Below are 25868 nucleotides of genomic sequence, written 5' to 3'. Positions count from 1 at the left end.
TCTTGTTAATTATATCTCAGGAATGACTGGATTAATAGTGCCGGAGGTGGATTCTTCCCCAGCATTCCGGGGAACTCCAACTATTCATGGGGAGCCGATGTCCAGAGCCCTGGGCCTCAGCGGAGGGCCAGCTCCATTGCCGTGATTACGCTCAGGGGGCATCAGAAGAGCTTCGCCTGCACCGGTCAAGGTTCCGCTACGGGACAGAATCAAGCCAAACCCGTCTCGTAGCAGGAACCCTCTACGGACAGCTAAGATCTTCGACAGCTACTTGGAACAGGAATATCAGTCGAGTCCAGCCTGAGGCATTAATTCGATATCAGAATTCGTGAATCTACAGTTGGCTCGTGCGACAACTTACGAGAGAGCTTCGCGGGTTTTTTCGCGGGTCGGTATAGATAGAAAAACAAGAGTGGCTAGAGCCATGCCAAACAGCAATACTAAGGAAAAAATGTAGAAGAATCCTGTATTGCTAGCAACAAAGGTAACCATTGGATTCTGATTCCTCGAAACGTATTCACCATGCTGAGCCGGTATCGACGTCAGAGTCAAAATCGAAAAACGTACGAGACACGCTATCGCTGATGCTATGGCAAGATAAAACGGGACATTCTTCGGCACATGCGCGCTGAAAGCCTCAAGTTTCGCTATTCGCTGTGCCGAAAGGATGAAGAATAAGGAACCCAGCGACAGAAAAATGATTTGCCCTGCCCATGACTGTATTGCTAGCAAGGACAAGATCGCCATCCCTGTACCTGACCAAGAGAGTAATCGAATACCGGCTGCTGATTTCGCGTTCATTCTTCACACCCTACCCGCGCTCGAAGCGTATAGAGCTGGTTCGGGTTAGTGCCTTGTTCATGGTCTGACTCATTGCAAAATAATTCATCATTTCTATCGCAACGGTTAGGTGGCCGGCTAAATGGGATTTGGTGGACACACCCTCTAACCTTGTATCCAGCGCAGGTTCCGTAAGCCTAACCTTCACTGGGCACAATCTCCCACCCTTTTCATGGGGTTCGGTTCACTCGTGCTGAGACGAGCCCGCTGACCGGTTCGCGGTTGATGATTTCTGTGACATCGCTGATTTCCGTGATCCAGTCATGGACTTCGGGTGCCACAAGCTTGAAGAGGGCGTTCATATCGGCCAAGCGCTCCGTGACACTGGTTGAGGCACTGGCAACCGGTTCGAGGTGGGCCAGCCGATTTCTTAAACTTACTGCCGATTCGAGAAACCTGGAGACGTCCGCCCGGGCTGTGCCGCGTGGGAAACCCCGATGTAGATAGGGGGTCCAGAGCGTGCTTTCTCGGACTCTCGGCGTGATGAGGAATTGCCAGAAGCCAAATGAGAGCCTGGCAATGACCATACCGTGGGTGGCGGCCGCTCCGACGTCACGTTGGGCTTGGCGGAGTAGTTTCAGGCCGTCGTTGTTTAATTTTTGCTGTCGCATGCGGACCCTTTGCGTACCGTTTTGCAGTTGCAGCCAGCCGGGCGTTGGTTGTGCTGCCCAGTCGGGAAAAGTCGGTGCCAACTGACCGTCAAGGGCATTGCGAACTGCGACTTCCACATGGGCTAGATCGCGAAGGATTGCCGAAGAGAGTTCAGAGTTCCAGGAGTAGATTTCCATGGCCAGCGAGTGATCACCTGAGGCCAACGCCAGATACTTGTCGTAGCGGTGTTGCGATAGCCATGCGATGGCCTGCCTGGGAGTGGGAACATTGGCATGTGGTAATCCTTCAGGCATAAGTAGTAGACTACAGGAGCACTACGGGATCGGTCCTCTGTTCAATGGTTCGCCATTCGAATAGGCAGCGTGGTGCATAGAAGGTATTGAAGGGCCCACGATGGTGGGCCCTTTCTTTCGTTAAGCCTCTTGTTCCGGATCTGGAACCAAAGTCCCTTTCAGTGCGTTTGCGCGTCCGTAAGAGGAACCTCCTGTGGGACACCAGCCACAATGTATATGGGCTGTCCTGCATTGGTCAGTCTCAGTATCGCCGGGGCGTCCACCCGGATGGCAGCATGCCAGTTATCTTTCCCCGTTCAGAATCAACCTCGGCTGACCAGCCTTGCGCTGCCTGTTCATCATCGAAAGCACCCCGCGCAATGCGCAGGCCAACGTCTGGGTGGCTCATCCCAGGCGCACCACCGCGACGCGTCGAAGCCCGCACGCTCCACGACTTATCAGCAAAACCTCCCCCGCGGAAGACTCGGTAATCGTCGTAGCGAGCCGGATCGAGTAGATCCCAGCACCATTCCCAGACGTTTCCAAGGGTGTCGTGGAGTCCGAAGGCATTGGGTAGTTTTTGGCCAACTTCTTTCGGGTTCTCTAGCTTGTCATCCGCTGTCCACCCAATGGCATCGAGGGGGCCATAGTGTGGCCCCACTGTGCCAGCGCGGCACGCGTATTCCCATTCGGCTTCGGTGGGCAGGCGGTATCCGGAGGCGTTAGTCTGCCAACTCACTTCGCCTGCCTCGAAGATGTATGCAGGGGCAAGCCCTTCATTCATTGACGCTGCATTGCAAAACTTGATGGCTTCCAACCAATTGATATCTACCAGAGGTGCTTGGGAGCCTGTTTCGATTTGACCCATCAATTGCGCGTACTGCGCCGTGGTGACGGAGATGGCCCCAATCTCGAAAGGTTCTAGATCGACGGTCCAGCGGCGTTTCCGTCGAGCGTCGTGCAATTCCACTTGTCCGGCCGATAACGGACGGAGGTCAAAGGTAGGCATTCCATAATGTTCCCATACCGTCCCATAAGCCGGTCCCTATACGGGACAGGAGCTCAGCTGACTTCTGCTGTTTTCAAAACTTCGAGTATCCAACGATTTCGCATTCCCGTATACCCCGTCCGAGAAAATGCCCGGTGAACGGGGGCTAAGCGGGACACATTTCTGGGCGTTTGCTCCATAAAAATGGTGGCGCAGAAACCGAAGTTTCTGCGCCACCATTTCGTCTATTCAGGAAGAACCCGAAGCAGTTGACTAGTCGACTAATTCAGACAGTTCCAGCCAACGTTCTTCTAAGACGTCAACTTGTTCTCGAAGTTCACGAATCTCGGCAGTGATCTTGCCCAGACCTTCGAAGTCGCTTTGATCATGTGCTGCCAACTTTTCGTTCAGCTTGCTGATCTTCTGGTCGAGCTGGCCGACCTTGCGCACGTTCGCGTTCAGTTCTTTCTGCGCGGCTCGACGGTCAACGCCCGAGCCGCCCGCAGTTTTGCCGCCCTTTGCGGAAGCGCTTGTGGGGTTGCCCGAGCCCTTGGAGCTTTCTGAACTGCGCAGCTCCAGGTATTCATCTACGCCACCTGGCACATGACGGAAGTTTCCATCGAGGATTGCGTACTGCTGATCGGTGACGCGTTCTAGCAAGTAGCGGTCGTGGGAAACGACAATCAAGGTACCTGGCCAAGAATCCAACAGGTCTTCGAGGGCGGCCAGCATGTCGGTATCAACATCGTTAGTCGGCTCATCGAGGATCAGCACATTTGGCTCATCCATCAGGATCATCAGCAACTGAAGCCGGCGGCGCTGGCCACCGGATAGTTCCCGGACCTTGGTGGACAGATGTGCCGAGGAGAAGCCCAAGCGCTCCAAAAGCTGCGCCGGGGTCAGATCCTTGCCGTCCACATTAAAGGTAGTGCGGTAGCGGGCCAAGATCTCTCGGACCCGATCCTCGCCGATCTTTTCCAATTCACGGAACTGCTGGTCCAGCACCGCGAGCTTAACCGTCTGGCCGCGCTTGATCGTGCCGCCGGTAGGCAACACGGTTCCGGCAATCAGGCCCAAGAGAGTGGACTTGCCTGCGCCGTTGGCACCGAGCAGGCCGGTGCGCTCACCCGGGGCGATGCGCCAGGTGAAAGGCTTCAGGATGCGCTTCTCACCGAAGCTGACCTCGGTGTCCAGCAGGTCCACCACGTCCTTGCCCAGACGCGTGGTTGCCATCTTCTTCAGTTCCAGGGGATTGCGAACCGGTGGAACGTCGGCGATCAGCTGGTTTGCCGCTTCGATGCGGAACTTCGGTTTGGCGGTTCGCGCCGGGGCACCTCGGCGGAGCCAAGCGAGTTCCTTTTTCATCATGTTCTGGCGCTTGCCTTCGGTCACAGCCGCAATGCGATCACGTTCTACGCGCTGCAGGATGTACGCGGCGTAGCCACCCTCGAAGGGTTCGACCAGGCGGTCATGGACTTCCCAGGTGTCGGTGCAGACCTCGTCCAGGAACCAGCGGTCGTGGGTTACGACCATGAGCCCGCCCGAGTTCTTCGCCCAGCGATTCTTCACGTGATTTGCCAGCCACGAAATGCCTTCGACGTCCAAATGGTTGGTTGGCTCGTCGAGGATGACCACGTCCCAGTCCTGGACCAGCAATGCGGCCAAGGCGACGCGTCGTCGCTGGCCGCCGGAGAGGGTGGAAATCTTCGCTTCCCAATCCAAGTCCGCCACCAGGCCGGAAACCACATCGCGAATGCGTGCCTCGCCGGCCCATTCGTGGTTTTCCATGTCGCCGACCAGCGCGTAGTGCACGGTGGCGTCGGAATCCAAGGTATCGCTCTGGTCGAGCACACCGACGCGCACTCCGCTGCGTCTAGTCACGCGGCCTGAGTGCGGCTCGATCTTGCCCGCGAGCATGCGTAGTAGCGAAGATTTGCCTTCGCCGTTGCGTCCCACGAGCCCGATGCGGTCACCTTCGGAAATGCCGATGGTGACCGAGTCGAATACGACGTGAGTGGGATATTCCAGATGTAGGGTTTCGCCCCCGAGTAAATGAGCCACACCTCTAGTTTACGAAGCAGGGCAAATCGAGTCGGATCCGCATCACCTGGAACCGGTGATTTTTTGCCGGAGAACAGCTGAAAGGCCAAAAATAACGTTTCATAGGTGTGTTGTGCGATTTCACTCAGGACATGGATCGTGGCAGAATAATTAGCGTGCTAAACGGGTAAAGCCCGTGCGGTGCGTTTTCCGCCCTGGTGTAATGGCAACACGCCAGCCTTTGGAGCTGTGCATTGTAGGTTCGAATCCTACGGGCGGAACCACTTTGCTCAAGCGCCCCCTTGCGGGCGCTTTTCTTTTTGGCGCCAGTTAAGCCGATCTTCTTCCGCGCGATAGACTGTCACCGGGGTTTTACTTCAATGCCGGAAACCTCAAACTCGACTTCGCAGGAGAAAGCACTTGAGCGATCAGGTCAACGCACCAGTAGCCGTTATCGTCCTCGCCGCAGGCGCGGGAACTCGGATGAAATCGGCGAAGCCGAAGATCATGCATGAAATCGCAGGTCGTTCCATGATTTCCCACGCGTTGCATGCAGCTTCTGCGTTGGAGCCAAAGAGCTTGGTCGCCGTGGTGCGTCACCAGCGCGACCTCGTGGCGGCACATATTCTGAGCCAGTTCCCGAACATTACCATTGCCGACCAGGACGAAGTTCCCGGCACTGGACGCGCCGTGCAGCAGGGCCTTGAAGCGGTGGATCCAGCCCTCGAAGGAACCGTCGTGGTGACCTACGGTGATGTGCCATTGCTCACGAGCGAGGTGCTCTCCGGATTGATTGTCACCCACGAGGCCAGCGGCAACGCGGTCACCGTGCTGACCACCGAGCTGGATGATCCTTCGGGCTACGGCCGCATCCTGCGCGATGAGAACGGGGATGTCTCCGGCATCCGCGAACAGAAAGACGCCAGCGAAGCCGAGCTTGCCGTCAAGGAAATCAACTCCGGCATCTATGCTTTCGATGCCGCCATGCTGCGTTCGGCGCTGACCGAGGTCACCACCGACAACGCGCAGGGCGAAATGTACCTGACCGACGTGCTCGCCATTGCTCGCTCGCGTGGCGGCCGCGTCGCTTCCTCGCAGATCGCCGACCGCTGGCAGATCGAGGGCGCGAACGACCGCGTCCAGGTCTCCAACCTGGCCCGCATCTACAACGAGCGCAAGGCCGAATTCTGGATGCGCCAGGGCGTGACCATCGTTGACCCGGCCACCACCTGGATCGACGCGACGGTCTTCATCGGCCAGGACGTCACCCTGAAGCCGGGCACCCAGCTGCACGGCGAGACCCTCATCGGCACCAACGCGGTAGTTGGCCCAGACACCACCTTGACCAACGTGGTGGTCGGCCAGAACGCCACGGTGAAGCGCACCGACGCTACCGACTCGCGCATCTCCGAGGGAGCCAGCGTGGGCCCATTCGCTTACCTGCGCCCGGGGACCGAGCTCGGCCCGGACGGCAAGATCGGCGCGTTCTACGAAACCAAGAACGTCACCATCGGCCGCGGCTCCAAGCTCTCGCACCTCGGCTACGCCGGGGATGCCGAAATCGGCGAATTCACCAATATCGGCTGCGGCAACATCACCGCCAACTACGATGGCGAGAAGAAGCACCGCACCAAGATCGGTTCGCATGTGCGCACCAGCTCGAACACCGTGTTCATCGCCCCGGTAGAACTCGGGGACGGCGCCTACACCGGCGCCGGCGCGATCGTACGCAAAAACGTCCCGGCCGGTGCGCTTGCGCTGTCCGTGGCCCCGCAGCGCAACACCGAGGGCTGGACGCTGGAGAAGCGCCCCGGCACCCCTTCGGCCGACGCCGCATTCAAGTCCTCATTGAATGGCTCGGATTCCGAGTAATTCATGCGAGGAAGTCATTTCCTCAGACCACCTCATACGTGATAGCGAAGCGAGCGAGAAAGCAAACCCCATGAGTGAAATCAGCCATAATGTCGATAAAAAGCTGGTCCTGGCCACCGGCCGGGCACACCCGGAACTGGCAGCGGAAGTCGCCAAGGAACTGGACACCGAACTGCTCCCGTTGAACGCCTACGACTTCGCTAACGGCGAGATCTACGTTCGGTCGGATGAGTCGGTCCGCGGCAAGGAAGTCTTCCTGCTGCAGTCCTACCCGGCCCCACTGAACAACTGGCTGATGGAACAGCTGATCATGATCGATTCGATGAAGCGTGCCTCGGCGCGGCGCATCACCGTGGTCGCACCGTTCTACCCGTACGCCCGCCAGGACAAGAAGGGCCGTGGCCGCGAGCCGATCTCGGCTCGTCTGGTCGCCGACCTGTTCAAGACCGCAGGCGCGGACCGGGTGATCTCTTGCGATCTGCACACCGCGCAGATCCAGGGCTTCTTCGACGGCCCGGTGGACCACCTGTTTGCTTTCCCGCTGCTGGCCGACTACATCCGCACGAAGGTGGATGTGGAGCAGGTTACCGTGGTCTCCCCGGACACCGGCCGCGTGCGCGTTGCCGAGCAGTGGGCCGAACGCCTCGGCGGTGCCCCGCTGGCGTTCGTCCACAAGTCCCGCGATCTGACCATGCCTAACCAGGCCGAGTCAAAAACCGTGGTGGGCCAGGTTGAAGGCCGCACCGCGGTGCTGATCGACGACATGATCGACACCGGTGGAACCATCGCCGGAGCGGTGCGCGTGCTGAAGGAAGCCGGAGCCAAGGACGTTATCATCGCCGCGACCCACGCGGTGTTCTCCGAGCCTGCCGCGCAGCGTCTGGCCGAGTCCGGTGCCACCGAAGTGGTTGTCACCAACACCTTGCCGATCCCTGAAGAGAAGCGCTTCGAGAACCTCACCGTGCTTTCGATCGCACCGATGCTGGCTCGCGCCATCTCCGAGGTCTTCCACGAAGGTTCGGTGACGAACCTCTTCGACGGACGTGCCTAGCAGTCCTCGTTTCGCAAGCTTCTGGCCGGCACCTTCGGGTGCCGGCCAGAAGCCGTTAAAAGCTATTTACCAGCGCATGAAGCTCAGCCGTCGGAAGCCGGGCCCGGCTCGGCCTCGGTGCGCGCCAAGGTGTGAGAGGCTTCGAGCAGCTCACGAAGCACGCCCAGATCGATCTTGGACAGCCGTCCCAGATAGAGGCAGGCCTTGCTGGCCCGGTGCGGGCCGAGCGCCGCGAGCAGTTCGGGCCACTTTTCGGCGAAATCGCTTTGGAGATAGAGGGTGTGCTTTGCGGATCCCGGGGCAAAGGCCATGAGCGGAGCCCGTGCGCTGCGCCCGTTGGCGTGGAAGTATTCGTATTCACCGAACCCGATGATTTTTCCGGCCCAGACCACCGGTGTCTCTGCAGTGATTTCCTGATAGAGGCCCAGCAGCTCCTCGGCCTCGGCCCGCCGTGTCCCGGGGGCACGGTCCAAGACTTCTGAAACCGGCATCTCGGACGGTGACATCGCTGGTTGTTTCGTAGCCACAAGTGCTCCTTGGTTTAGGCGGATTCTCACCGTTGATCTATTGGATTGTTGCCACGCTACCGGGGGAGCGGAACTAAGCCAAAAGGTATCATCTCTTGGTGATGTGGGATGGGCTACATGTTTTTTCTCCGGGGTCAGTAACTGGTAGAATTACTCATTGTGCCCAGGCGAGGGAAACATCTTTTTTGATGTAGCCGTTATCGACAAGGCCGGAAAAGCTCTTTCATCTCCAGATGATGGATGCTTCCCAGGTCCACGCAGGGCGTAAGAAGAAGCATTCATTTACTCTAAGGAGATTCATCATGGCATCTGTCAACCTTGACGCCGTAGTCCGTTCCGATTTCGGCAAGGGCGCAGCCCGTCAGGCCCGCCGCGACGGCATGATCCCAGCAGTCATCTACGGTGCAGGCTCCGAGCCACAGCACATCCTGCTGCCAATCCACGAGACCACCCTGGCCATCCGTGACCGCAGCGTTCAGCTGGTTCTGAACATCGAGGGCAAGGAAGTTACCACCTCGATCAAGGATGTTCAGGTCCACGCCATCAACCGCACCGTTGATCACATGGACCTGCTGATCGCTGCGTAATTGTAGTCTTCGGAACTGCAATACAGCTTTTAGTAGCTAAGACTCATGAGCAATGACACTTGGCTGGTAGCCGGGCTCGGGAATCCCGGGCCCGGCTACGCTGGCAATAGGCACAATATCGGGCACATGGTGCTCGACGAGTTGGCGCAACGATTCGGCTCGAAATTCAAAACCCATACCTCGCGCGCCCAGATTATCCAGGGCCGGCTAGGCATCGGCGGGCCCCGCATCGTCTTGGCCAAACCCCTGACCTACATGAACCTCTCCGGGGGGCCGGTCGCGAACCTCGCTAAGTTCTTTGGCATCGGGATCGAAAAATTGATCGTCGTCCACGACGAGATCGACATTCCCTTCGACACGGTCAAGCTCAAGCGCGGCGGGGGAGAAGGCGGCCACAACGGGCTGCGCGATATCTCCAAGGCCATGGGCTCCAAGGACTATCTTCGCGTGCGTGCCGGCGTGGGGCGTCCCGCCGGGCGCATGGATACCGCGGACTGGGTGCTGCAGGACTTCTCGAAAACCGAAAAGCAAGCGCTGCCGTTTCTCATCGACAATTCGGCGGACGCAGTCGAACTGTTGATGTCCTCCGGGTTGGAAGCGGCGCAGGAGAAGTTTCACACTTCCTGATCGTATTGCGATCAAAGCGGTCAGAATTTTTGCCACTGCGGCAGGGGTTCTGGCCGTTTTGCCTTTGCTGAGGGGTTGCTAACTAAGGACTTACTTAGATGTGTTCTGCGTTCTAGAGTGGAATAATTAGCTAATGTACCCTTTGCCTAATCAGCTTAAGCGATCTGGCAAACCACATCCATTACCTCGGAGGACCACGTGCAGACGGTTACCGGTCACCCAGAAACCACCGAAGCGCTCTCTCAAGCAGAGGTCGCACGGATCAAAGCAGACTTTGAAATCCTGGAGCACCAGGTCAACGGCACCGAGCTCATCTATTTGGACTCCGGAGCGACCAGCCAGAAGCCACGCTGCGTCTACGAAGCCGAGCAGCATTACTACGAGAACGCCAACTCGGCAGTGCACCGCGGTGCACATACCCTCGCCGTTGAAGCCACCGATATTTTCGAGCAGGCACGCGAGACCGTGACCAAGTTCATCGGCGCGCGCAGCAACGAACTGGTGTGGACCTCGAATGCCACCGAAGCGTTGAACCTCATCTCCTACTCGCTTTCCAACGCCTCGCTCGGCCGCGGCGGCGAGTCTTCCGCACGCTTCCGGATCGGTGCCGGCGATGAGATCCTGGTGACCGAGATCGAGCACCACGCAAACCTGATCCCTTGGCAGGAATTGGCGTTCCGCACCGGCGCGACCTTGCGTTACGTGCCGGTCGACGAGCACGGGGCACTGCGCTATGAGTTGCTCGACGAGCTGATCAACGAGAAGACCAAATTGGTGGCCTTCACCCATGTGTCCAACGTCCTGGGCACCATCACGGACGTCGCGCGTTTTGTCACCGCCGCGCGGAAGGTCGGAGCACTGACGGTGCTGGACGGATGCCAGTCGGTCCCGCATATGCCCGTTGACGTGAAGGCCCTGGACGTGGACTTCATGGCCTTCTCCGGACATAAGATGCTCGGCCCAACAGGCATCGGCGGCCTCTACGGCCGTGCCGAGCTGCTGGACGCCATGCCGCCGTTCCTGACCGGCGGATCGATGATCACCGTGGTCGATATGGAACATGCCGAATTTCTTCCGTCGCCGCAGCGCTTCGAAGCCGGGACACAGCGCATCGCGCAGGTCCACGGGCTGGCTACCGCCGCCAGCTACTTGGACGAGATCGGCATGGATCGCATTGCCGCTTGGGAGGAACACCTCGGGGCCATGCTCTTTGAGGGACTGTCCAAGCTGGAAGGCGTGCGCGTTTTCGGTCCCTCCGGCATCAAGCGCATCGGCACCGTGCCTTTCGAGGTCATCGGGGTCCACCCGCATGATGTGGGCCAGTACCTGGACTCGCGAGGCATCGCCGTGCGTGTCGGGCACCATTGCGCCCAGCCGTTGCACCGTGCCCTCGGGGTATCTGCCACGACCCGTGCAAGCACCTACCTTTACAACACCGAGCAGGACGTTACCGCGCTGATCGAGGCCGTTGCCTCCGTGCGTGAATACTTTGGAGTTTAAATGAACGAGCTAGATCAGCTGTACCAACAGGTCATCCTCGACCATGCCAAGCGTCGCTTCGGCTCGCCCTTGGTCGACCCGGCAGACGGCGAACTGCATGGGGAATCGCACCAGCACAATCCCATCTGCGGGGATCAGATCCGTGTCCGCGTGGCCCTGGATGGCGATGCCCACTTCACCGCGATGAGCTGGGAGGGAGATGGCTGTTCCATCTCCATGGCCTCCGCCTCGGTGCTCAGCGAGATGCTCCCGGAGATGACCAAGGATGAATTCCTGGACAAGCTGGAAGTCTTCCGTGAAATGATGCGCTCGCGGGGCACCATGGTTCCGGACGAGGACGTGCTGGAAGACGCTGCGGCATTCGTTGGTGTCTCCAAGTTCCCGGCACGCGTTAAGTGCGCCATGCTCGCCTGGGTGGCAGCCGAAGCCGCCATGCTGGGTGCCAGCGCCTGAGCGGATCTCAGGGCAGCGCCAGAACAGCTAGATATAAAGAAACCCTTGCTCCGCACATTGAAAATGTGCCGAGCAAGGGTTTCTTCGTCAAGCAGAGCTAGTCTTTGTCGCCGGGCTGGTAAACATCCGGGATGCCGTCTTTGTTGTCATCGCGTGTTTCGCGGGCGGCAATGATCTTGTACCCACGGTTGCGCGGGATCAGCCACAAGGCGCCGAGGATCGCGGCAATGAAGGAGCCGGCCAGGATTGCGACCTTTGCATGCTCGTAGTGCACCGATTCCAGACCGAAGGACAGCTCGGAGACCAGCAAGGAGACGGTGAAGCCGATACCCGCCAGCAGCGTCACGCCGAACAGGTCAGCCCATTTGGCGTCCTTATCCAAGGACGCCTTGGTGAACTTGGTGAGCAACCAGGTGAAGCCCATGATGCCGATCGGCTTGCCGAGCACCAAGCCAAGCACGATGCCCCAGAGCACCGGGTCGGTGAACAGCCCGCCGCCGCCGGATTCGGAGGAAACCACCGTGACACCCGCGGCGAAGAAGGCAAAGATCGGGATGCAGAAACCGGAAGAGAGCGGACGGAAGCGGTGCTCGAAGAGTTCGGACAAACCATATCCTTCGCGGCCGTCGGTGCGTTTGACCGGTATGCAGAAGCCCAGAACCACGCCCGCGATGGTTGCGTGAATTCCCGAACCGAAGATGAAGATCCAGGTGATGACGCCCAGCGGCAACAGGATCGCCCACGCCGCCCAGGCGCGCTTGGCGAAGAATTTGCCCAGGGAACGGGCCAGCACGGTGAACAGGATGATCGGAATCAGGGCCAGCCCGAGGTAGGCCAGCTTGAGCTCGTCGGTGAAGACGAAGGCGATGATGACGATGGCGATCAGGTCATCAACCACCGCGAGGGTCAGCAGGAAGATGCGCAGCGCGGCCGGCAGAGCCGAACCGATGACGGCAAGCACCGCGACGGCGAAAGCGATATCGGTCGCCGTGGGGATCGCCCAGCCGCGGAGCAGCTCGGTGCCGCCCCCGGAACCGGCGGCGATAGCCACGAAGACCAATGCCGGAACCAGCACGCCACCGAAGGCAGCGGCAACCGGGACCGCCGCGGTTTTGACGTTGCGCAGATCGCCAATGACGAATTCTTTCTTCAATTCCAGACCGGTCAGGAAGAAGAACACCGCCAGCAAGGCGTCGGCTGCCCAGTGGCCGATGGAAAGATTCAGGTCGACACCGAAGAGGGTGGGCCCGAAATGAAAATCACGCAGCGCAAAATAGGAATCGCGCATCGGCGTGTTGGCCCAAATGAGCGCGAGGATCGCGCCAGCGATGAGGACCATGCCGCCGACGGTTTCCTTGCGCAGGATATCTCCAATGCGCACCGACTCTTTGTAGCTTGGGCGCGAAAACAGGTTCCTTGGCGAACCTGAAGAGGGCGTTGGAGTCATTGTTGAACTCGCTTACTTCGATAAATGAAAATTTGTTCGCCGACCAGACTTCCCGGCACACCTGACTTTAACACTAGCGCGAAACGTGGCTCGAACCACAAAATCCCGGGTGAGCGCATCTTCACACCGACCCGGGATCTTGCCGCTGGTTCTTGACGGCGGTTAGCGCGAAAGCCACTCATTGACCTGAGCGGCCTGCATGTTCAGCGCCTTGCCCAGGTACGGCTCCGCAGCGGAAGCAAGCTTGCCGCCGATGAACGGAATCGACGAGGAAACCTTCGCATCGATAGCGAATTCGCTCTGCTCACCGGCTGGGCTCAACGATTCGGTGCCGGAGACCGACACCGGAACGCCTGCCACGTTGATCTTCACCGAAGCCGAACGATTGCCTGCTGCATCCGGTGCGCTCCACTGCTCCACCTGCGTGACATCAATGGAAGCGCCCACGAATTTACGGGCGAAGTCCGGCACGCGGTCGGTGGGCAGCGCGCGGACGGTGGTCAGGGTGAAGGCGCTATTGGTGTCGCCCTCAACGGTGAAACTCGTCAACGTGCCCTTGGCGAGCGAGGTCAGATGCTCGGCGAAACCGCGATCGGCTAAGGTCGCGATGACCTTGTCTGCAGGGTGCGCGATCTGCGTGCTTGCGTTCAATGCCATGAATACGAATCCCATTCTTGAAAGGTTCGGCGGTGCTGCAGAACAAACTTGTGTTCCGTGCCGGTTCTGGTCGTTATTAACCCTATCGGTTCCCTCAGGTTAGGTAGGCTAGGAAGGCAGCATAAAACAACATATTGGCATTGCGCCGACCGCGGAAACATTTTGCGGTCGTTGTTTGTGGTGCGCTACCGGATATTTTGCCTTCAGGAGAGGAACTTTAAGCAACATGAGCCTGAGCGGACTTCATGATTTCCTGCGCGAGGAACCGTCATTTAGGCGAATCCAGCAAGGCGCCTCGTTGGCGTTCAACGCCCGCAGCGAAGAGCTAGAGATCGCCGCCCCACCAGGGATGCGCGCAATTCTCGGCGCCCACGTCGCCGAGGGGCTTTTCTCCGGGCAAGACCAGTCGGTCATGCTGATCGTGACCGCCACCGGTCGCGAGGCCGAGGACGTCTCGGCGTCCCTGACCGCATACATGCCCGCAGAGCAGATCGCGGAGTTCCCTTCCTGGGAGACCCTGCCCCATGAGCGGCTCTCCCCGCGCAGCGATACCGTGGGCCGTCGCTTGGAAGTCCTGCGGCGGCTGCACGATGGAGACCCGAAGCTGAAGGTCATCATCGCGCCGATCCGCGCGGTGCTCCAGCCGCTGGTCTCCGGGTTGGGCAAGCTGCGCCCGGTGGAGCTCGAACTCGACGCGGAGCCGGGCTTCGAAAGAGTCATCAGGGATCTGGCCGCGGCGGCTTATGCCCGGGTGGACATGGTCACTCATCGCGGCGAATTTGCCGTCCGCGGCGGCATCATCGACGTCTTCCCGCCAACTCTCGAGCATCCGGTGCGCATCGACTTCTTTGGCGAGCAAATCGATTCGATGCGCTACTTCTCGATCGCCGATCAGCGTTCCTTGGAGGGCGAGGCCCCAGCCAAGATCGTGGCCACTCCCTGCCGCGAAATGCTCATTACCCCGCAGGTGATGAGCCGGGCCGCCAACCTCAAGGCGAACTTCCCCGCGGCGACGGAAATGCTGACCAAAATTGCCGGCGGCATTGCCGTGGAAGGCATGGAATCCCTGGCGCCGCTGTTGGTCGATGAGATGGTGCCGTTGCTCTCGCTGCTTCCGGCCTCGTCCATCGCGCTGGTGATGGAACCCGAGCGAGTCCGCTCGCGCGCCCACGACCTGAATGCGACCAACGCTGAATTCCTGGCCGCGGCGTGGGCTTCGGCCTCCGACGGCGCGGCGGCGCCATTGGATCTGAGCACCGCGGAGTCCGGACGCAAGCTCGCCTCCGGCGACTTCGCCTCACTGGCCGAAACCGTTGAGCATGCCAAAGACGCCAAGGTCTCTTGGTGGTCGCTGACCTCGCTGGGTGCGGATGAAGATCTTGGCCTAGGCGCGGCGACCATCCGGGTCGAGGCCCGCGAACCACGCGGCTACCAAGGCGACATCGAAGCGATGATGGAATTCCTCTCCGGCCGGGTCAAGGACGGGTGGCGCTTGGTGGTGGCCACCGAAGGCCCGGGCCCGGCGGCGCGGCTGTCTGAACTTTTCCAGGAATACCAGATCCCGGCGCACCGTGTCCCGGAGCTCAGCGAGCTGCCCACGGCGGGACTCATCGAAATCACGCAGGCCACCGCCGGGCGCGGCTTCGTTTTTGACGAGCTGAAATTCGGGTTGCTGACCGAAGCCGACCTGCTGGGGCGTTCGAGCGCCTATGGCAGCCGCAAGACGCGCAAGCTCAGTGCCAAGCGCAAGCGCAATGCGGTGGATCCGCTGTCCCTGCAAACCGGCGACTACATCGTGCACGAGCAGCACGGCATCGGCAAATTCGTGGAATTGGTGGCACGCAAGGTGTCCGGGTCCTCGAAGGATGCCAAACGCGAATACCTCGTGGTGGAATATTCCGCTTCGAAGCGCGGGGCACCGGGGGACCGGCTCTTCGTTCCGATGGAGCAGCTGGACCTGGTCACCCGCTATGTGGGAGGCGAAGCGCCAAGCCTGTCCAAGATGGGCGGCTCGGATTGGGCCAGTACCAAATCGAAGGCCCGCAAGGCGGTCAAGGAGATCGCCGGGGACCTGATCAAGCTGTACTCGGCGCGGATGGCCAGCCGCGGCCACTCCTTCGGCCCGGACACCCCGTGGCAGAACGAGCTCGAAGAGGCCTTCGCCTATATCGAGACCCCGGATCAGCTCACCGCCATCAACGAGGTCAAGCAGGACATGGAGCGCGAGATCCCCATGGACCGGCTGATCTCCGGTGACGTGGGCTTCGGCAAGACCGAGATAGCGGTCCGTGCCGCGTTCAAGGCGGTCCAGGATTCCAAGCAAGTGGCCATCTTGGTGCCAACCACGCTGCTTGCCTCCCAGCACCACCAGACCTTCACCGAACGCTATTCGGGATTCCCGCTGCGGGTGAAGTCGCTTTCCCGTTTCCAGACGGCCAAGGAATCCAAGGAAATCCTTGCCGGGCTCAAGGACGGCTCGATCGATATCGTGATCGGCACCCACCGGCTGCTGTCCAAGACGGTCCAGTTCAAGAACCTCGGGTTGGTGGTCATCGACGAGGAACAGCGCTTCGGTGTGGAACACAAGGAAGAGCTGAAGAAGATGCGCACCAACGTGGATGTGCTGGCGATGAGCGCCACGCCAATCCCGCGCACCTTGGAAATGAGCCTGACCGGCATCCGCGAGACCTCGACGCTGGCCACGCCTCCGGAGGAGCGCCATCCGGTGCTGACCTTCGTCGGACCGCGCAGCGATAAGCAGATCTCCGCCGCGATCCGCCGCGAGCTGATGCGCGACGGCCAGGTGTTCTTCGTGCACAACCGGGTCTCCTCCATCGACCGGGTCGCCGCGGAGCTGCGCGAACTGGTTCCCGAGGCGCGCGTCGAGGTGGCGCACGGCAAGATGAGCGAATCGCGGCTGGAACGAATCATCCAGGACTTCTGGGAGAAGAAGTTCGATGTGCTGGTCTCCACCACCATCATCGAAACCGGCCTGGATATCTCGAACGCCAACACGCTGATCGTGGACCGGGCGAACAACTACGGGCTCTCCCAGCTTCACCAGCTTCGCGGGCGTGTGGGACGTGCCCGCGAGCGCGCCTACGCCTACTTCCTCTGGGATGTGGAGAAGCCGCTCGGCGAGGTGGCGCTGGAGCGGCTGAAGGCTGTGGCAGCGCATAACGAGCTCGGCTCGGGCTACCAGTTGGCGATGAAGGATCTTGAATTGCGCGGAGCGGGCAACCTGCTCGGCGGGGAGCAATCCGGACATATCGCCGGGGTCGGCTTCGACCTCTACCTGCGCCTGGTCGGCGAGGCGGTAGCGGACTTCAAGGGCGAAGGCGAAGAAGAAGCCACCGAAATGAAAATTGATCTTCCGGTCAATGCGCACCTGCCCCACGAATACGTGCCGGGTGAACGGCTGCGCTTGGAGGCCTACCGCAATATCGCCGGAGCCGAAACCGCCGAAGCGCTCGCCGAGGTCCGCGAGGAGCTCGAGGACCGCTATGGCAAGCTGCCGCAGCCGGTGGAGAACCTGATGCGTGTCGCGGCGCTGCGCGTGAGGGCACGCGCGGTGGGGCTGCGTGACATCCAGCAGATCGGGAACCACATCAAGGTGTCTCCGGCGAAGATCGAAGACCTGCCGGCCTCGCGTCAGGTCCGTTTGGAACGCCTCTACCCAGGGGCCGCGAACAAGCCGGCCTTGAACGCGATCTTCATCCCGAAGCCGCGGACTTCGCCGGTGGGCGGCAAGGACCTTGCCGACGAGGCGATCCTTGAATGGGCCGAGCGCATGCTCTATGGAATCTTCGAGCCGACGGCGGCGGCACCAGCGGCGGCCGAAGCGAAAAAGTAGGCCTCGAGCAAACCGATGGCCGGGATCCCAGAACTGGATTCTGGGATCCCGGCCATCGGTCATTCAGCGTGTAATTCGGCCGCGTAGTCGTGCACCGGCCTGGCATAGAGTTCCAGGCTCGGAGCCAATGCCTGCAAGGCGACCTGAAGGGCCGCGGAGCCTTCACCGGCATCATGCAAGGCCAAGGCGAGAAACGCTTGGGCATCACGGTGCAAGGAAGAATCCGGGCCGACCATACGGAGCAATTCGATGGCTTCCCGGACCTCTCCCAAATTGCGCAGGGTGCTGGCCAGCTGGATTCGCGCTTCGCTCAGTTTCTGCTCGCTCAACCTCCCGGCAATCGCCGCGCGGTAGGGGCCGACGGCCAGGGCCTCCTCGCCCAGATAATCGTGCAGCGAGGCTCGTTCAAAAAGGGCCTCAGCATCATCGGCTGGCTTTTGCGCAAGTAGTTGCGCCAGCTCATTGCGCAGGGCATCTGGATTTTTAGTCCCTGCGGTGTTCCAGAATAATTCGATACGTTCTTGCCAGCTGCCGGTCATGGCTTGAGACTAGTCTGGCAATCCAAGCCCAAACAAGCAGCCTTGGCCGGACGGGGCGCGAAAAAGGGGGAGGCCCGAAGACCTCCCCCTAGCTCAAGCTTTACTTACTTGGCGGTGCTAGCTGCGGCAGCCACGGCGATGGAGTCCGAGCGGCCCATCAGGTGCATCGGAATTGCGAAGGCGCCGAACGACAGCACGAAGCATGCGATGGTCGGCCACCAAGCGGTCTCCAAGGTCCAGTAGGACAAGGCGTAGATGCCGGCCGAGAACAGCACCAGGAAGATCACGGTATTAACGATGTTGCCAACGAGGCGACCTTCACCAGAGTGGGCGGTGTTCTTGCCGTTCGAGTACACTTTTTCTCCTTGAGGAAACGAATGGGTGCGGTGCCCTAGTAGCTGGACCCGCTTTGCTCTCCCTCTAGGATAGCAACTCCGGAGCTGGAACCGAGACGTGTTGCGCCGGCGGCAATCATGGCCCGGGCGGTTTCCACGCTGCGCACGCCGCCCGAAGCCTTGACCCCTAGATCGGGGCCCACGGTTTTGCGCATCAAGGCGACATCTTCCACGGTGGCTCCACCGGTGGAGAAACCGGTGGAAGTCTTCACGAAATCGGCTCCCGCGGCCTTGGCGGCCTCGCAAGCCAGAACCTTGGCCTCTTCGGTAAGCAGGCAGGTTTCGATGATGACCTTCAAGATAGCGCCACCTTCGTGGGCTGCCTGGGCAATGGCGAAGATCTCGTTGACCAGCGCGTCGCCATCGCCACGCAGCGCCGCGGACACGTCGATCACCATGTCGATCTCGTTGGCGCCGTCGGCGACCGCGGTGCGGGTTTCAAAGACCTTGGTATCGGTGGTGGAGGTGCCCAGCGGGAAGCCAATCACCGAACAGGTCAAGACGTTGGAGCCGGACAGCTCGCGGGAGACCGTGGAAACCCACAGCGGGTTCACGCAGACGGACTTGAACTCATACTGCTTGGCTTCTTCGCAGATCGTCACGATCTGTTCGCGCGAAGCGTTCGGTGCCAGCAGGGTGTGGTCGATATAGCCGGCAATTTCGCGGGCGCTCAGTTCACTCATCATGATCCTCTGTTCGTTCTCTTACATAGTTTTTGAGCAGGTCCTGTACGAAGAAATTATTCGTTCAGGAACGCTTCGAGTTCGCGCTTTATGGCTAGGCACTGTTCGGTGGCACGCGCCCGGGCGGCTGGCACGCCGGCCAAGTCATCTGCGTGCTCCACGGTTTCGAGGTAGCACTTGAGCTTGGGTTCGGTGCCCGAGGGGCGGACTATGACGCGTGCCCCGGTAAAGGTGTGCAGCACCATTGCATTGGTGGCCGGCAGCTTTTCGGTGCCGCGGGACAGGTCTGTGACCTCGGTGACCGCCGCTCCGGCCAGTTCTGCCGGGGCGTTGGTGCGGATCTTGTCCATCAATACCGGAATCTGCGACAGGTCGGTGAAGCGCAGGGAAAGCTGGTCGGTGACGTGCACGCCGTGCTTGGCCGCCAGCTCGTCCAGGCGGCCCTGGATGCTGTTGCCGCTGGCCTTGAGCTCCGCCGCCAGGTCGGCGAGTACCAACGCCGCGGACATTCCGTCCTTGTCGCGCACGAGCCCTGGGGCCACGCAGTAGCCCAGTGCTTCTTCGTAGCCGAAGCCGAGGTTCTCCACCCGCGAGATCCACTTGAAACCGGTGAGGGTTTCCTCGTGTTCGCGCCCGCTGTCCTTGGCAATCGCCGCGAGCATGCGCGAGGAGACGATGGAATTGGCCAGCTTCTGTTCTGCCGGGAGGCTGCGCGAAAGCTGATCTCCGAGCAGCCAGCCCACTTCGTCGCCGCGCAGCATGCGCCACGCGGTGCCGTCATGGATGGCGCCGGCGCAACGATCCGCGTCGGGGTCATTGGCGATAACCAGATCTGCGCCGACCTTGCGCGCCAGGGCCAGGGATAAATCGATGGCCCCCGGCTCTTCGGGATTGGGGAACTTCACCGTCGGGAAGTCCGGATCCGGGTGCTCCTGCTCGGGGACCATATGCACATCGGTGAACCCCGCGTTGCGCAAGGCTTGGCGCATGGTGTGGCCGCCGACGCCGTGCATGGCGCTGACCACTACCTTCAGCTGCTTGCGGTGCAGCGCGCGGGCTTCATCCGCCGCGTCAATCACCTTGCCGATCGAATCCAGGTAGGCTGCCTCGACATCTCCGTCCTGGCCGGCACCCGGAAGCACCGTCCACCCGGAGGGCAGACGCTCAATCTGCGCCACCGGCTGGTTCGGGTCGATGAGCTCCGCGATCTGCTCATCGATGGGGGAGACGATCTGCGCGCCGCGGCCCACCTCGTCGGCCACCCTGCCGCCGACATAAACCTTGTAGCCGTTATCTCGGGGCGGGTTGTGGCTCGCGGTGACCATGACTCCGGCCTCGGCGGAGAAGGTGCGCACCGCCCAGGCCAGCACCGGGGTGGGCAGTGCCGAAGGCATGAGCAAGACCTCGAAGCCGGCGGCGGTGAAAACTGCCGCCGAATCCACGGCGAACACCTCGGAGTTGTAGCGCGCGTCGAAACCGATCACTACCTTGGGCGCATAGGCGCCCGCGGCCCGTTCGCTGAGGAACCGGGCGATCCCGGCGGCGGTGCGCATGACCACGACGCGGTTCATCCGCATCGGGCCGGCGCCAAGTTCGGCACGCAACCCGGCGGTTCCGAATTCGAGCACGCCAGAAAAGCGCTCGGCAAGATCGTCCATGGCGATCGCATCCCCGGATTCGACCCGGGCGATCAGCTGCTGGAGTTCTTCGGCGGTAGCCGCATCCGGGTCCTGCGCTGCCCAATGGGCCGCCCGCGCCAGGAGCTGGATTTTCTCGGTGTGGTTCATCGTTTTCCTAGCCTCGAAAAGTGAAGTTGATTCTCGCCTAGAGCCGGGCGATGATCTGCGCCAGAAGTTTCGAGATGCGCGGGCCGGCAGCCTGGCCGGCTTCGATGACCTCTTCGTGACTCAATGGAATCGGGCTGATGCCGGCGGCCAGGTTGGTCACCAGCGAGATGCCGAAGATTTCCATTCCCGCATGGCGGGCGGCGATGGCTTCCAGCGCGGTGGACATGCCCACCAGATCGGCGCCGATGGTTTTGGCGTACCTCACCTCGGCCGGGGTCTCATAGTGCGGGCCGGTGAACTGAGCGTACACGCCTTCGTCCAGGGTCGGGTCGACCTCACGGGCCACCTCGCGCAGGCGCGAGGAGTAGAGGTCCGTCAGATCCACGAAGGTGGCCCCTTCCAATGGGGACGTGGCGGTGAGGTTGAGGTGATCCGAGATCAGCACCGGGGTGCCCGGAGTCCATGCTGGATTCAGCCCGCCGCAGCCATTGGTCAGCACCACCTGGGTGCAGCCGGCGGCGGCTGCGGTGCGGATGGGGTGCACTACCGAACGGACTCCGCGTCCCTCGTAATAGTGGGTACGCGCGCCAAGGACCAGCACGCGCTTGCCGGTTTCGGTCAGGATCGAGGAAATGCTGCCACGGTGGCCGGGTACGGCCGGGGCATGGAACCCGGGGATGTTGGCGGCATCCAGGGTGTGGGTGGTCTCGCCGATCAGTTCGGCGGCCTGGCCCCAACCGGAGCCTAGGACAAGAGCAATGTCGTGCTTTTCGACGTTAGTCTGCTCGGCAATTACCTGGGCGGCCTGTGCCGCCAACGCCTGTGGGTCGTTTTGCATATCATTCACTTGAAATACGCTACCGGTAGGTAGCCCCTTTGTCAGGTGGCAACCGTGGCAACAGGGCGAAATTCACTCGATCGTGATGTGCGCAAATCCGGTGCATGGTGAACAATGGGAAAGGTGAGCGCAGATCGTAGGAATAAAGCAACCCGTTTAGTAATCCTTGGTGGCGGACCAGGTGGCTATGAAGCTGCCATGGGAGCCGCCCAGCTAGGTGCCAATGTCACCGTCGTAGAGCGTGCCGGGATGGGTGGTTCGGCGGTCCTCACGGACGTCGTGCCGTCCAAAACCCTCATCGCTACCGCTGACGCGGTACGTCGGGTGCAGCACGCAGAAACCTTCGGTGTCCACATCGAGGGCATCAACGATGCGCAGACCGACTTCTCGGTGGTCAACCACCGTTTGCTGGCCCTGGCGAAGGAGCAGTCCGGGGATATCCGCACCGGTCTGGAGCGCGCCGGGGTGCGTATCGTGATCGGCGAAGGCCGCCTGGTGGACCGCAAGACGGTGGCGGTAAGCCACCCGGACGGTTCCGAGCAGTCGATCGAAGCAGACGCCATATTGCTTGCCGTCGGCGCCCATCCGCGCGAACTTCCTACCGCCAAGCCAGATGGCGAGCGCATCTTCAACTGGACCCAGATTTATAACATGAATGAGGTGCCAGAGCACCTGATCGTTGTCGGCTCCGGTGTCACCGGTGCCGAGTTCGCTTCCGCCTATAATTTGCTTGGCGCCAAGGTGAGCTTGGTCTCCTCGCGTGACCGTGTGCTTCCGGGCGAGGACGCGGACGCCGCGGCCGTGCTTGAGGACGCCTTCAAGGAAAACGGCGTCAATGTCGTTTCCCAGGCTCGCGCCGAAGGGGTGGAGCGCAAGGGGGACAAGGTGTTCGTCACCTTGGCCGATGGCCGAGTGCTCGAAGGCAGCCATTGCCTGGTTGCGGTCGGCGGCATCCCGAATACCGAAGGCCTCGGTCTGGAGGAAGCCGGCGTTCAGCTCAGCGATTCGGGCCACATCAAGGTGGATGGCGTTTCGCGCACCACCGTCACCAACGTCTACGCGGCTGGCGACTGCACCGGTGTCTTCGCGCTGGCTTCGGTGGCCGCGATGCAGGGCCGCATCGCGGTTGCTCACCTGCTTGGCGACTCGGTGAAGCCGATCGATCTGGATTTGGTCTCCTCGAACGTCTTCACCTCCCCGGAAATCGCCACCGTCGGTGTCTCGCAGCGTGCGGTCGCCGAGGGCAAGTACCAAGCGAACATCATCAAGATTGATCTGAACACGAACGCTCGGGCAAAAATGATGAACGTCGAACAGGGCTTCGTGAAGATCGTTGCGCGCAAGGGCTCGGGCACCGTTATCGGTGGCGTCGTCGTCGCACCGCGGGCCAGTGAATTGATCTTCTCCTTGGCGCTTGCGGTGCAGAACAACCTGCACGTGGATGATGTAGCCGAAACCTTCTCGGTCTACCCATCGCTCTCCGGTTCGTTGGCCGAAGCCGCCCGCCGTTTGCACCGTCACATCTAGTTCTATCGCTGCATAAGCCGGGCGTTCCTGAGCAATATTCGGGAATGCCCGGCTTTTTCGCGCTGCCACGGCGAGTCGAAGCCAGCGCCAGTCGGTGCGCACGGCCACTGCCGCGAAGTTGCGCAGAAATATATTCTCGTGCGGCACTTCACAACCGGATTGCCTTTTGGTAAATGGCATGAGCTGCGTCCACCTGCCGCGTCTCACTATTCGGGAGCGCATTTCGCGCAAGTCAGGGGCCAATAATGGTACAGATGGGTGTTGAATAATAAATGTGTCCAAATATTGGACACAAATATCCACATACTGGTCGTTTCGGCTTACCATTATGAAGTCATAAACGAGCCTTTACTCGCACTTCAGAAGGAGCCGCCGCCATGTCGCAGGCTAACCAGACAGTAGCGCCAAAGGAAAACACCCGTGGGCGTGTGCTGTTCGCCAGCATGATTGGCACCACGGTCGAGTTCTTCGACTTCTATGCCTACGCCACCGCGTCGGTATTGGTTTTCCCAACGCTGTTCTTCCCCAACGCCACGGCGATCAACGCCATCCTGTCCTCTTTCGCCATTTTTGGTGTCGCATTCATCGCGCGCCCGCTCGGTTCGATCGTCTTCGGCCACTACGGCGACAAGCTAGGACGCAAGGGAACTCTGGTTGCCTCGTTGCTGCTGATGGGTATTGCGACCTTCCTGATGGGCTTCCTACCCGCCGCGCAAGGCCACTGGACGGTGCTTGCGCCCACTGCGCTGGTGATCCTGCGCTTCGCACAGGGCCTGGCCTTGGGCGGCGAGTGGTCCGGTGCCGCATTGCTTGCCACCGAAAACGCTCCGAAGAACAAGCGCGCCATCTACGGAACCTTCCCGCAGCTCGGCGCACCGGTTGGCTTCATCCTGGCTAACCTGATGTTCGTGGTCCTGCAGACCACGCTGACCGCCGAGCAGTTCTTGGCCTGGGGTTGGCGCGTTCCGTTCTACTTCTCCGCGGTGATGGTCATCATTGGCCTGTGGGTGCGCCTGAAGCTCGTGGAATCGTTGTCCTTCCAGAAGGTGCTCAACGAGAAGAAAGTGGTGAAGTCCCCATTCTCGGTGACCATGAAGAACCACTGGCGACCAACCTTGGCCGGTACCTTCATCATGCTTGCCACCTATGTGCTCTTCTACCTGATGACCTCGTTCACGCTGACCTACGGCACCACCGCGGCAACGATTGAACAGGGACAGGCCGCCGCCGATGCCGCAGGAAAGACCTTTAGCGCCGAAGGGTTCGTCCCGGGTCTGGGTATCGAACGCCCAACCTTCTTGACCATGCTCATCATCGGCGTCGTATTCTTCGGTATCTTCACCGTGGTCTCCGGGCCACTGGCCGAGAAGTTCGGCCGCCGCAAGTTCCTGATCTGGGTTACCAGCGGAATCTTGGTCTTCGGCTTGGCCTGGACCCTGTTCTTCGGTCCGGGGCAGGGCGCGGCGATGGCCGGTCTGGTCATCGGTTTCACGCTCATGGGCCTGACCTTCGGTCCGATGGCTTCTTTCCTGCCTGAGCTGTTCCCTTCAAACGTGCGCTACACCGGTTCGGCAGTTGCCTACAACATGTCTTCGGTGATCGGTGCGGCTCCGGCTTCGTTCGTGGCCATCGCATTGTGGAGCGCCGGCAAGGGCAACACGATGGGCGTCGGAATCTACCTGGCCATCGCCGCGGTGCTGACGCTCTTTGCGCTCTTCCTGACCCGCGAGACCAAGGACGTGGACATGGAGGAATTCGTCGAGTAGCCTCGGTCGCCGAATGTTTTCGAAGGTGCGCAGGGAATTCCGCCAGGAAATTCCCTGCGCACCTTCTTTTGCTTTTGGCGGTTCAAAACGGCTGAGCTTGTCGTAGAGTCGGAATGGAAAGAGACGAGCTAGTGCTCATGGTGAGCCTGCTGACGTGGCAGGCATCCGAGATAGGGAAAGCCCATGAAGATTGCTATTGCAGGTGGAACCGGAACTATCGGCCGTCACGTGGTGGCCGCGGTTGAAATGGCCGGTCACCAGCCGCTGATCCTGACCCGAAAAACGGGCATGGACCTGCTGACCGGCCGCGGCCTGGCCCAAGCCCTGGCAGGGGTGGGCGCGGTTATCGACGTTACGAGCACCACAAGCATGCGCACCAGCACGGCGGTGGAATTCTTCACAAAGGTCACCGAAAACCTGCTGGCCGCCGGTCGGGCGGTGGGCAGCGCCAATCATGTGGCCCTGTCGATCATTGGCGCTTTGGCGGTGGACGCCCAATATTATGCGGGCAAGGCAGCTCAGGAGCGTTTGCTGATGGCGCAGCCCGGCGGATATACCCTGCTGCGCACCTCCCAATTCCACGAGTTCGCCGGTCAAATGCAAGGCCGTTTGGGCCTTGGCCCGGCGCAATTTGCTCCGGCTATGCGTTCGCAGCCGATCGCGGCGGCCGAGGTCGCCGCCGAATTGGTGAAGCTTGCGGTGGCCCAGCCGCAAGGCGTGGTGGCAGATCTCGCCGGTCCGCGCGAAGAGCGGATGGTGGATCTGGTTCGCGCCTATCTCAAACACGCCACCGGAAGGGCCAAGCGCGTGATGGAAATACCCATTCCCGGGCCAATGGGCCGTGCCATGCGCGATGGCACATTGCTGCCCGGAACCGGCGCGCGGCTGGGCTCCCAGACCTTTGCCGATTGGCTGCAGGAACAGCAAAGGCAGTAAGAGCCCGTTTGCGGTTTCGCGGAGCCGGCAAGCAGCCGGGAATGCAGGGAAGCAACGCAGGAAGGCCAGCA

Annotated in this window: 22 protein-coding genes and 1 tRNA gene; 11 read left to right on the top strand and 12 right to left on the bottom strand. The window is 60.8% G+C overall.

Features of this window, described 5'->3' with window-relative positions; genetic code table 11:
- Positions 1-357 precede the first annotated feature (357 nt).
- The 4 genes from CQ015_RS04510 to CQ015_RS04500 form a co-directional block, all read right to left on the bottom strand.
- Positions 358-801, bottom strand: coding sequence for a hypothetical protein (locus tag CQ015_RS04510; protein ID WP_141393567.1), 444 nt, complete (start codon positions 799-801; stop codon positions 358-360).
- Positions 802-1010: 209 nt separating this feature from the next.
- A complete protein-coding gene (locus tag CQ015_RS18705; RefSeq protein ID WP_096287595.1) occupies positions 1011-1745 on the bottom strand; it encodes a DNA-binding protein in 735 nt (244 codons plus the stop codon).
- A 241-nt stretch (positions 1746-1986) separates the two neighbouring features.
- The gene (locus CQ015_RS04505) at positions 1987-2733 is read right to left on the bottom strand and encodes an SUMF1/EgtB/PvdO family nonheme iron enzyme (protein WP_105649488.1); all 747 of its coding nucleotides are present in this window, start codon (positions 2731-2733) and stop codon (positions 1987-1989) included.
- Between the two features lie 252 nt (positions 2734-2985).
- On the bottom strand, positions 2986-4773 hold the full coding sequence (locus CQ015_RS04500; RefSeq protein ID WP_096287593.1) for an ABC-F family ATP-binding cassette domain-containing protein: 1788 nt from the start codon (positions 4771-4773) through the stop codon (positions 2986-2988).
- 188 nt (positions 4774-4961) lie between these two features.
- Between CQ015_RS04500 and CQ015_RS04495 the strand changes: the two genes are divergently transcribed.
- From CQ015_RS04495 to CQ015_RS04485, 3 genes are all read left to right on the top strand, one after another.
- Positions 4962-5036: transfer RNA gene (locus CQ015_RS04495), tRNA-Gln, on the top strand.
- A 136-nt stretch (positions 5037-5172) separates the two neighbouring features.
- The gene (gene glmU / locus CQ015_RS04490; RefSeq protein WP_105649487.1) at positions 5173-6624 is read left to right on the top strand and encodes a bifunctional UDP-N-acetylglucosamine diphosphorylase/glucosamine-1-phosphate N-acetyltransferase GlmU; all 1452 of its coding nucleotides are present in this window, start codon (positions 5173-5175) and stop codon (positions 6622-6624) included.
- A gap of 70 nt (positions 6625-6694) precedes the next feature.
- Complete coding sequence (locus CQ015_RS04485) at positions 6695-7675, top strand: ribose-phosphate diphosphokinase (RefSeq protein ID WP_096287589.1); 981 nt, start codon at positions 6695-6697, stop codon at positions 7673-7675.
- A gap of 83 nt (positions 7676-7758) precedes the next feature.
- Here CQ015_RS04485 and CQ015_RS04480 read toward each other — a convergent pair whose 3' ends face one another.
- Positions 7759-8202: a DUF1801 domain-containing protein gene (locus tag CQ015_RS04480; RefSeq protein WP_105649486.1), complete on the bottom strand. Its 444-nt coding sequence runs from the start codon at positions 8200-8202 to the stop codon at positions 7759-7761.
- Between the two features lie 302 nt (positions 8203-8504).
- On the opposite strand from CQ015_RS04480, the gene CQ015_RS04475 reads away from it, so the two are divergent.
- The 4 genes from CQ015_RS04475 to sufU all read left to right on the top strand — a co-directional run bounded on the left by CQ015_RS04475 (position 8505) and on the right by sufU (position 11369).
- Positions 8505-8789, top strand: a complete 285-nt coding sequence (locus CQ015_RS04475) for a 50S ribosomal protein L25 (RefSeq protein WP_105553843.1) — start codon at positions 8505-8507, stop codon at positions 8787-8789.
- Between the two features lie 45 nt (positions 8790-8834).
- Positions 8835-9416 (top strand): aminoacyl-tRNA hydrolase, encoded by a 582-nt coding sequence (pth, locus tag CQ015_RS04470; RefSeq protein WP_105649485.1) that lies wholly within the window; start codon positions 8835-8837, stop codon positions 9414-9416.
- Between the two features lie 198 nt (positions 9417-9614).
- A complete protein-coding gene (locus tag CQ015_RS04465) occupies positions 9615-10916 on the top strand; it encodes a SufS family cysteine desulfurase (protein WP_105649484.1) in 1302 nt (433 codons plus the stop codon).
- Entirely contained in the window at positions 10917-11369 is a 453-nt protein-coding gene (sufU, locus tag CQ015_RS04460) for a Fe-S cluster assembly sulfur transfer protein SufU (RefSeq protein ID WP_096287579.1), read from the top strand.
- A 97-nt stretch (positions 11370-11466) separates the two neighbouring features.
- On the opposite strand, the gene nhaA is transcribed toward sufU, so the two are convergent.
- Both nhaA and CQ015_RS04450 read right to left on the bottom strand, forming a co-directional pair.
- Positions 11467-12750, bottom strand: coding sequence for a Na+/H+ antiporter NhaA (gene nhaA / locus CQ015_RS04455; protein ID WP_308727270.1), 1284 nt, complete (start codon positions 12748-12750; stop codon positions 11467-11469).
- 228 nt (positions 12751-12978) lie between these two features.
- Entirely contained in the window at positions 12979-13473 is a 495-nt protein-coding gene (locus CQ015_RS04450; RefSeq protein WP_096287575.1) for a DUF2505 domain-containing protein, read from the bottom strand.
- Positions 13474-13699: 226 nt separating this feature from the next.
- Between CQ015_RS04450 and mfd the strand changes: the two genes are divergently transcribed.
- Complete coding sequence (mfd, locus tag CQ015_RS04445; protein ID WP_105649483.1) at positions 13700-17326, top strand: transcription-repair coupling factor; 3627 nt, start codon at positions 13700-13702, stop codon at positions 17324-17326.
- 59 nt (positions 17327-17385) lie between these two features.
- Here mfd and CQ015_RS04440 read toward each other — a convergent pair whose 3' ends face one another.
- The 5 genes from CQ015_RS04440 to CQ015_RS04420 form a co-directional block, all read right to left on the bottom strand.
- Positions 17386-17865, bottom strand: a complete 480-nt coding sequence (locus CQ015_RS04440; protein WP_258137765.1) for a tetratricopeptide repeat protein — start codon at positions 17863-17865, stop codon at positions 17386-17388.
- A gap of 104 nt (positions 17866-17969) precedes the next feature.
- Positions 17970-18221, bottom strand: a complete 252-nt coding sequence (locus CQ015_RS04435) for a hypothetical protein (protein ID WP_105569860.1) — start codon at positions 18219-18221, stop codon at positions 17970-17972.
- A gap of 35 nt (positions 18222-18256) precedes the next feature.
- Positions 18257-18943 (bottom strand): deoxyribose-phosphate aldolase, encoded by a 687-nt coding sequence (deoC, locus tag CQ015_RS04430; protein ID WP_181148502.1) that lies wholly within the window; start codon positions 18941-18943, stop codon positions 18257-18259.
- A 56-nt stretch (positions 18944-18999) separates the two neighbouring features.
- Positions 19000-20730 carry a phospho-sugar mutase gene (locus CQ015_RS04425; protein WP_105649482.1) on the bottom strand — a complete coding sequence of 577 codons (1731 nt, stop codon included), beginning with the start codon at positions 20728-20730 and terminating at the stop codon, positions 19000-19002.
- 37 nt (positions 20731-20767) lie between these two features.
- Positions 20768-21568 carry a purine-nucleoside phosphorylase gene (locus CQ015_RS04420; protein ID WP_105569863.1) on the bottom strand — a complete coding sequence of 267 codons (801 nt, stop codon included), beginning with the start codon at positions 21566-21568 and terminating at the stop codon, positions 20768-20770.
- Positions 21569-21682: 114 nt separating this feature from the next.
- Between CQ015_RS04420 and CQ015_RS04415 the strand changes: the two genes are divergently transcribed.
- The 3 genes from CQ015_RS04415 (at position 21683) to CQ015_RS04405 (ending at position 25797) form a co-directional block, all read left to right on the top strand.
- A complete protein-coding gene (locus tag CQ015_RS04415) occupies positions 21683-23095 on the top strand; it encodes an NAD(P)H-quinone dehydrogenase (protein WP_105649481.1) in 1413 nt (470 codons plus the stop codon).
- Positions 23096-23472: 377 nt separating this feature from the next.
- Positions 23473-24861 carry an MFS transporter gene (locus CQ015_RS04410; RefSeq protein WP_105569865.1) on the top strand — a complete coding sequence of 463 codons (1389 nt, stop codon included), beginning with the start codon at positions 23473-23475 and terminating at the stop codon, positions 24859-24861.
- A gap of 183 nt (positions 24862-25044) precedes the next feature.
- Positions 25045-25797 (top strand): SDR family oxidoreductase, encoded by a 753-nt coding sequence (locus CQ015_RS04405; protein ID WP_105649480.1) that lies wholly within the window; start codon positions 25045-25047, stop codon positions 25795-25797.
- Positions 25798-25868 lie beyond the last annotated feature (71 nt).

Origin of the sequence: Arthrobacter sp. MYb221, from assembly GCF_002979835.1 — a bacterium.
Lineage (GTDB): Bacteria > Actinomycetota > Actinomycetes > Actinomycetales > Micrococcaceae > Glutamicibacter.
Note: the sequence above shows the minus strand (reverse complement) of the source record. Positions and strands in the feature narration are given on the sequence as shown.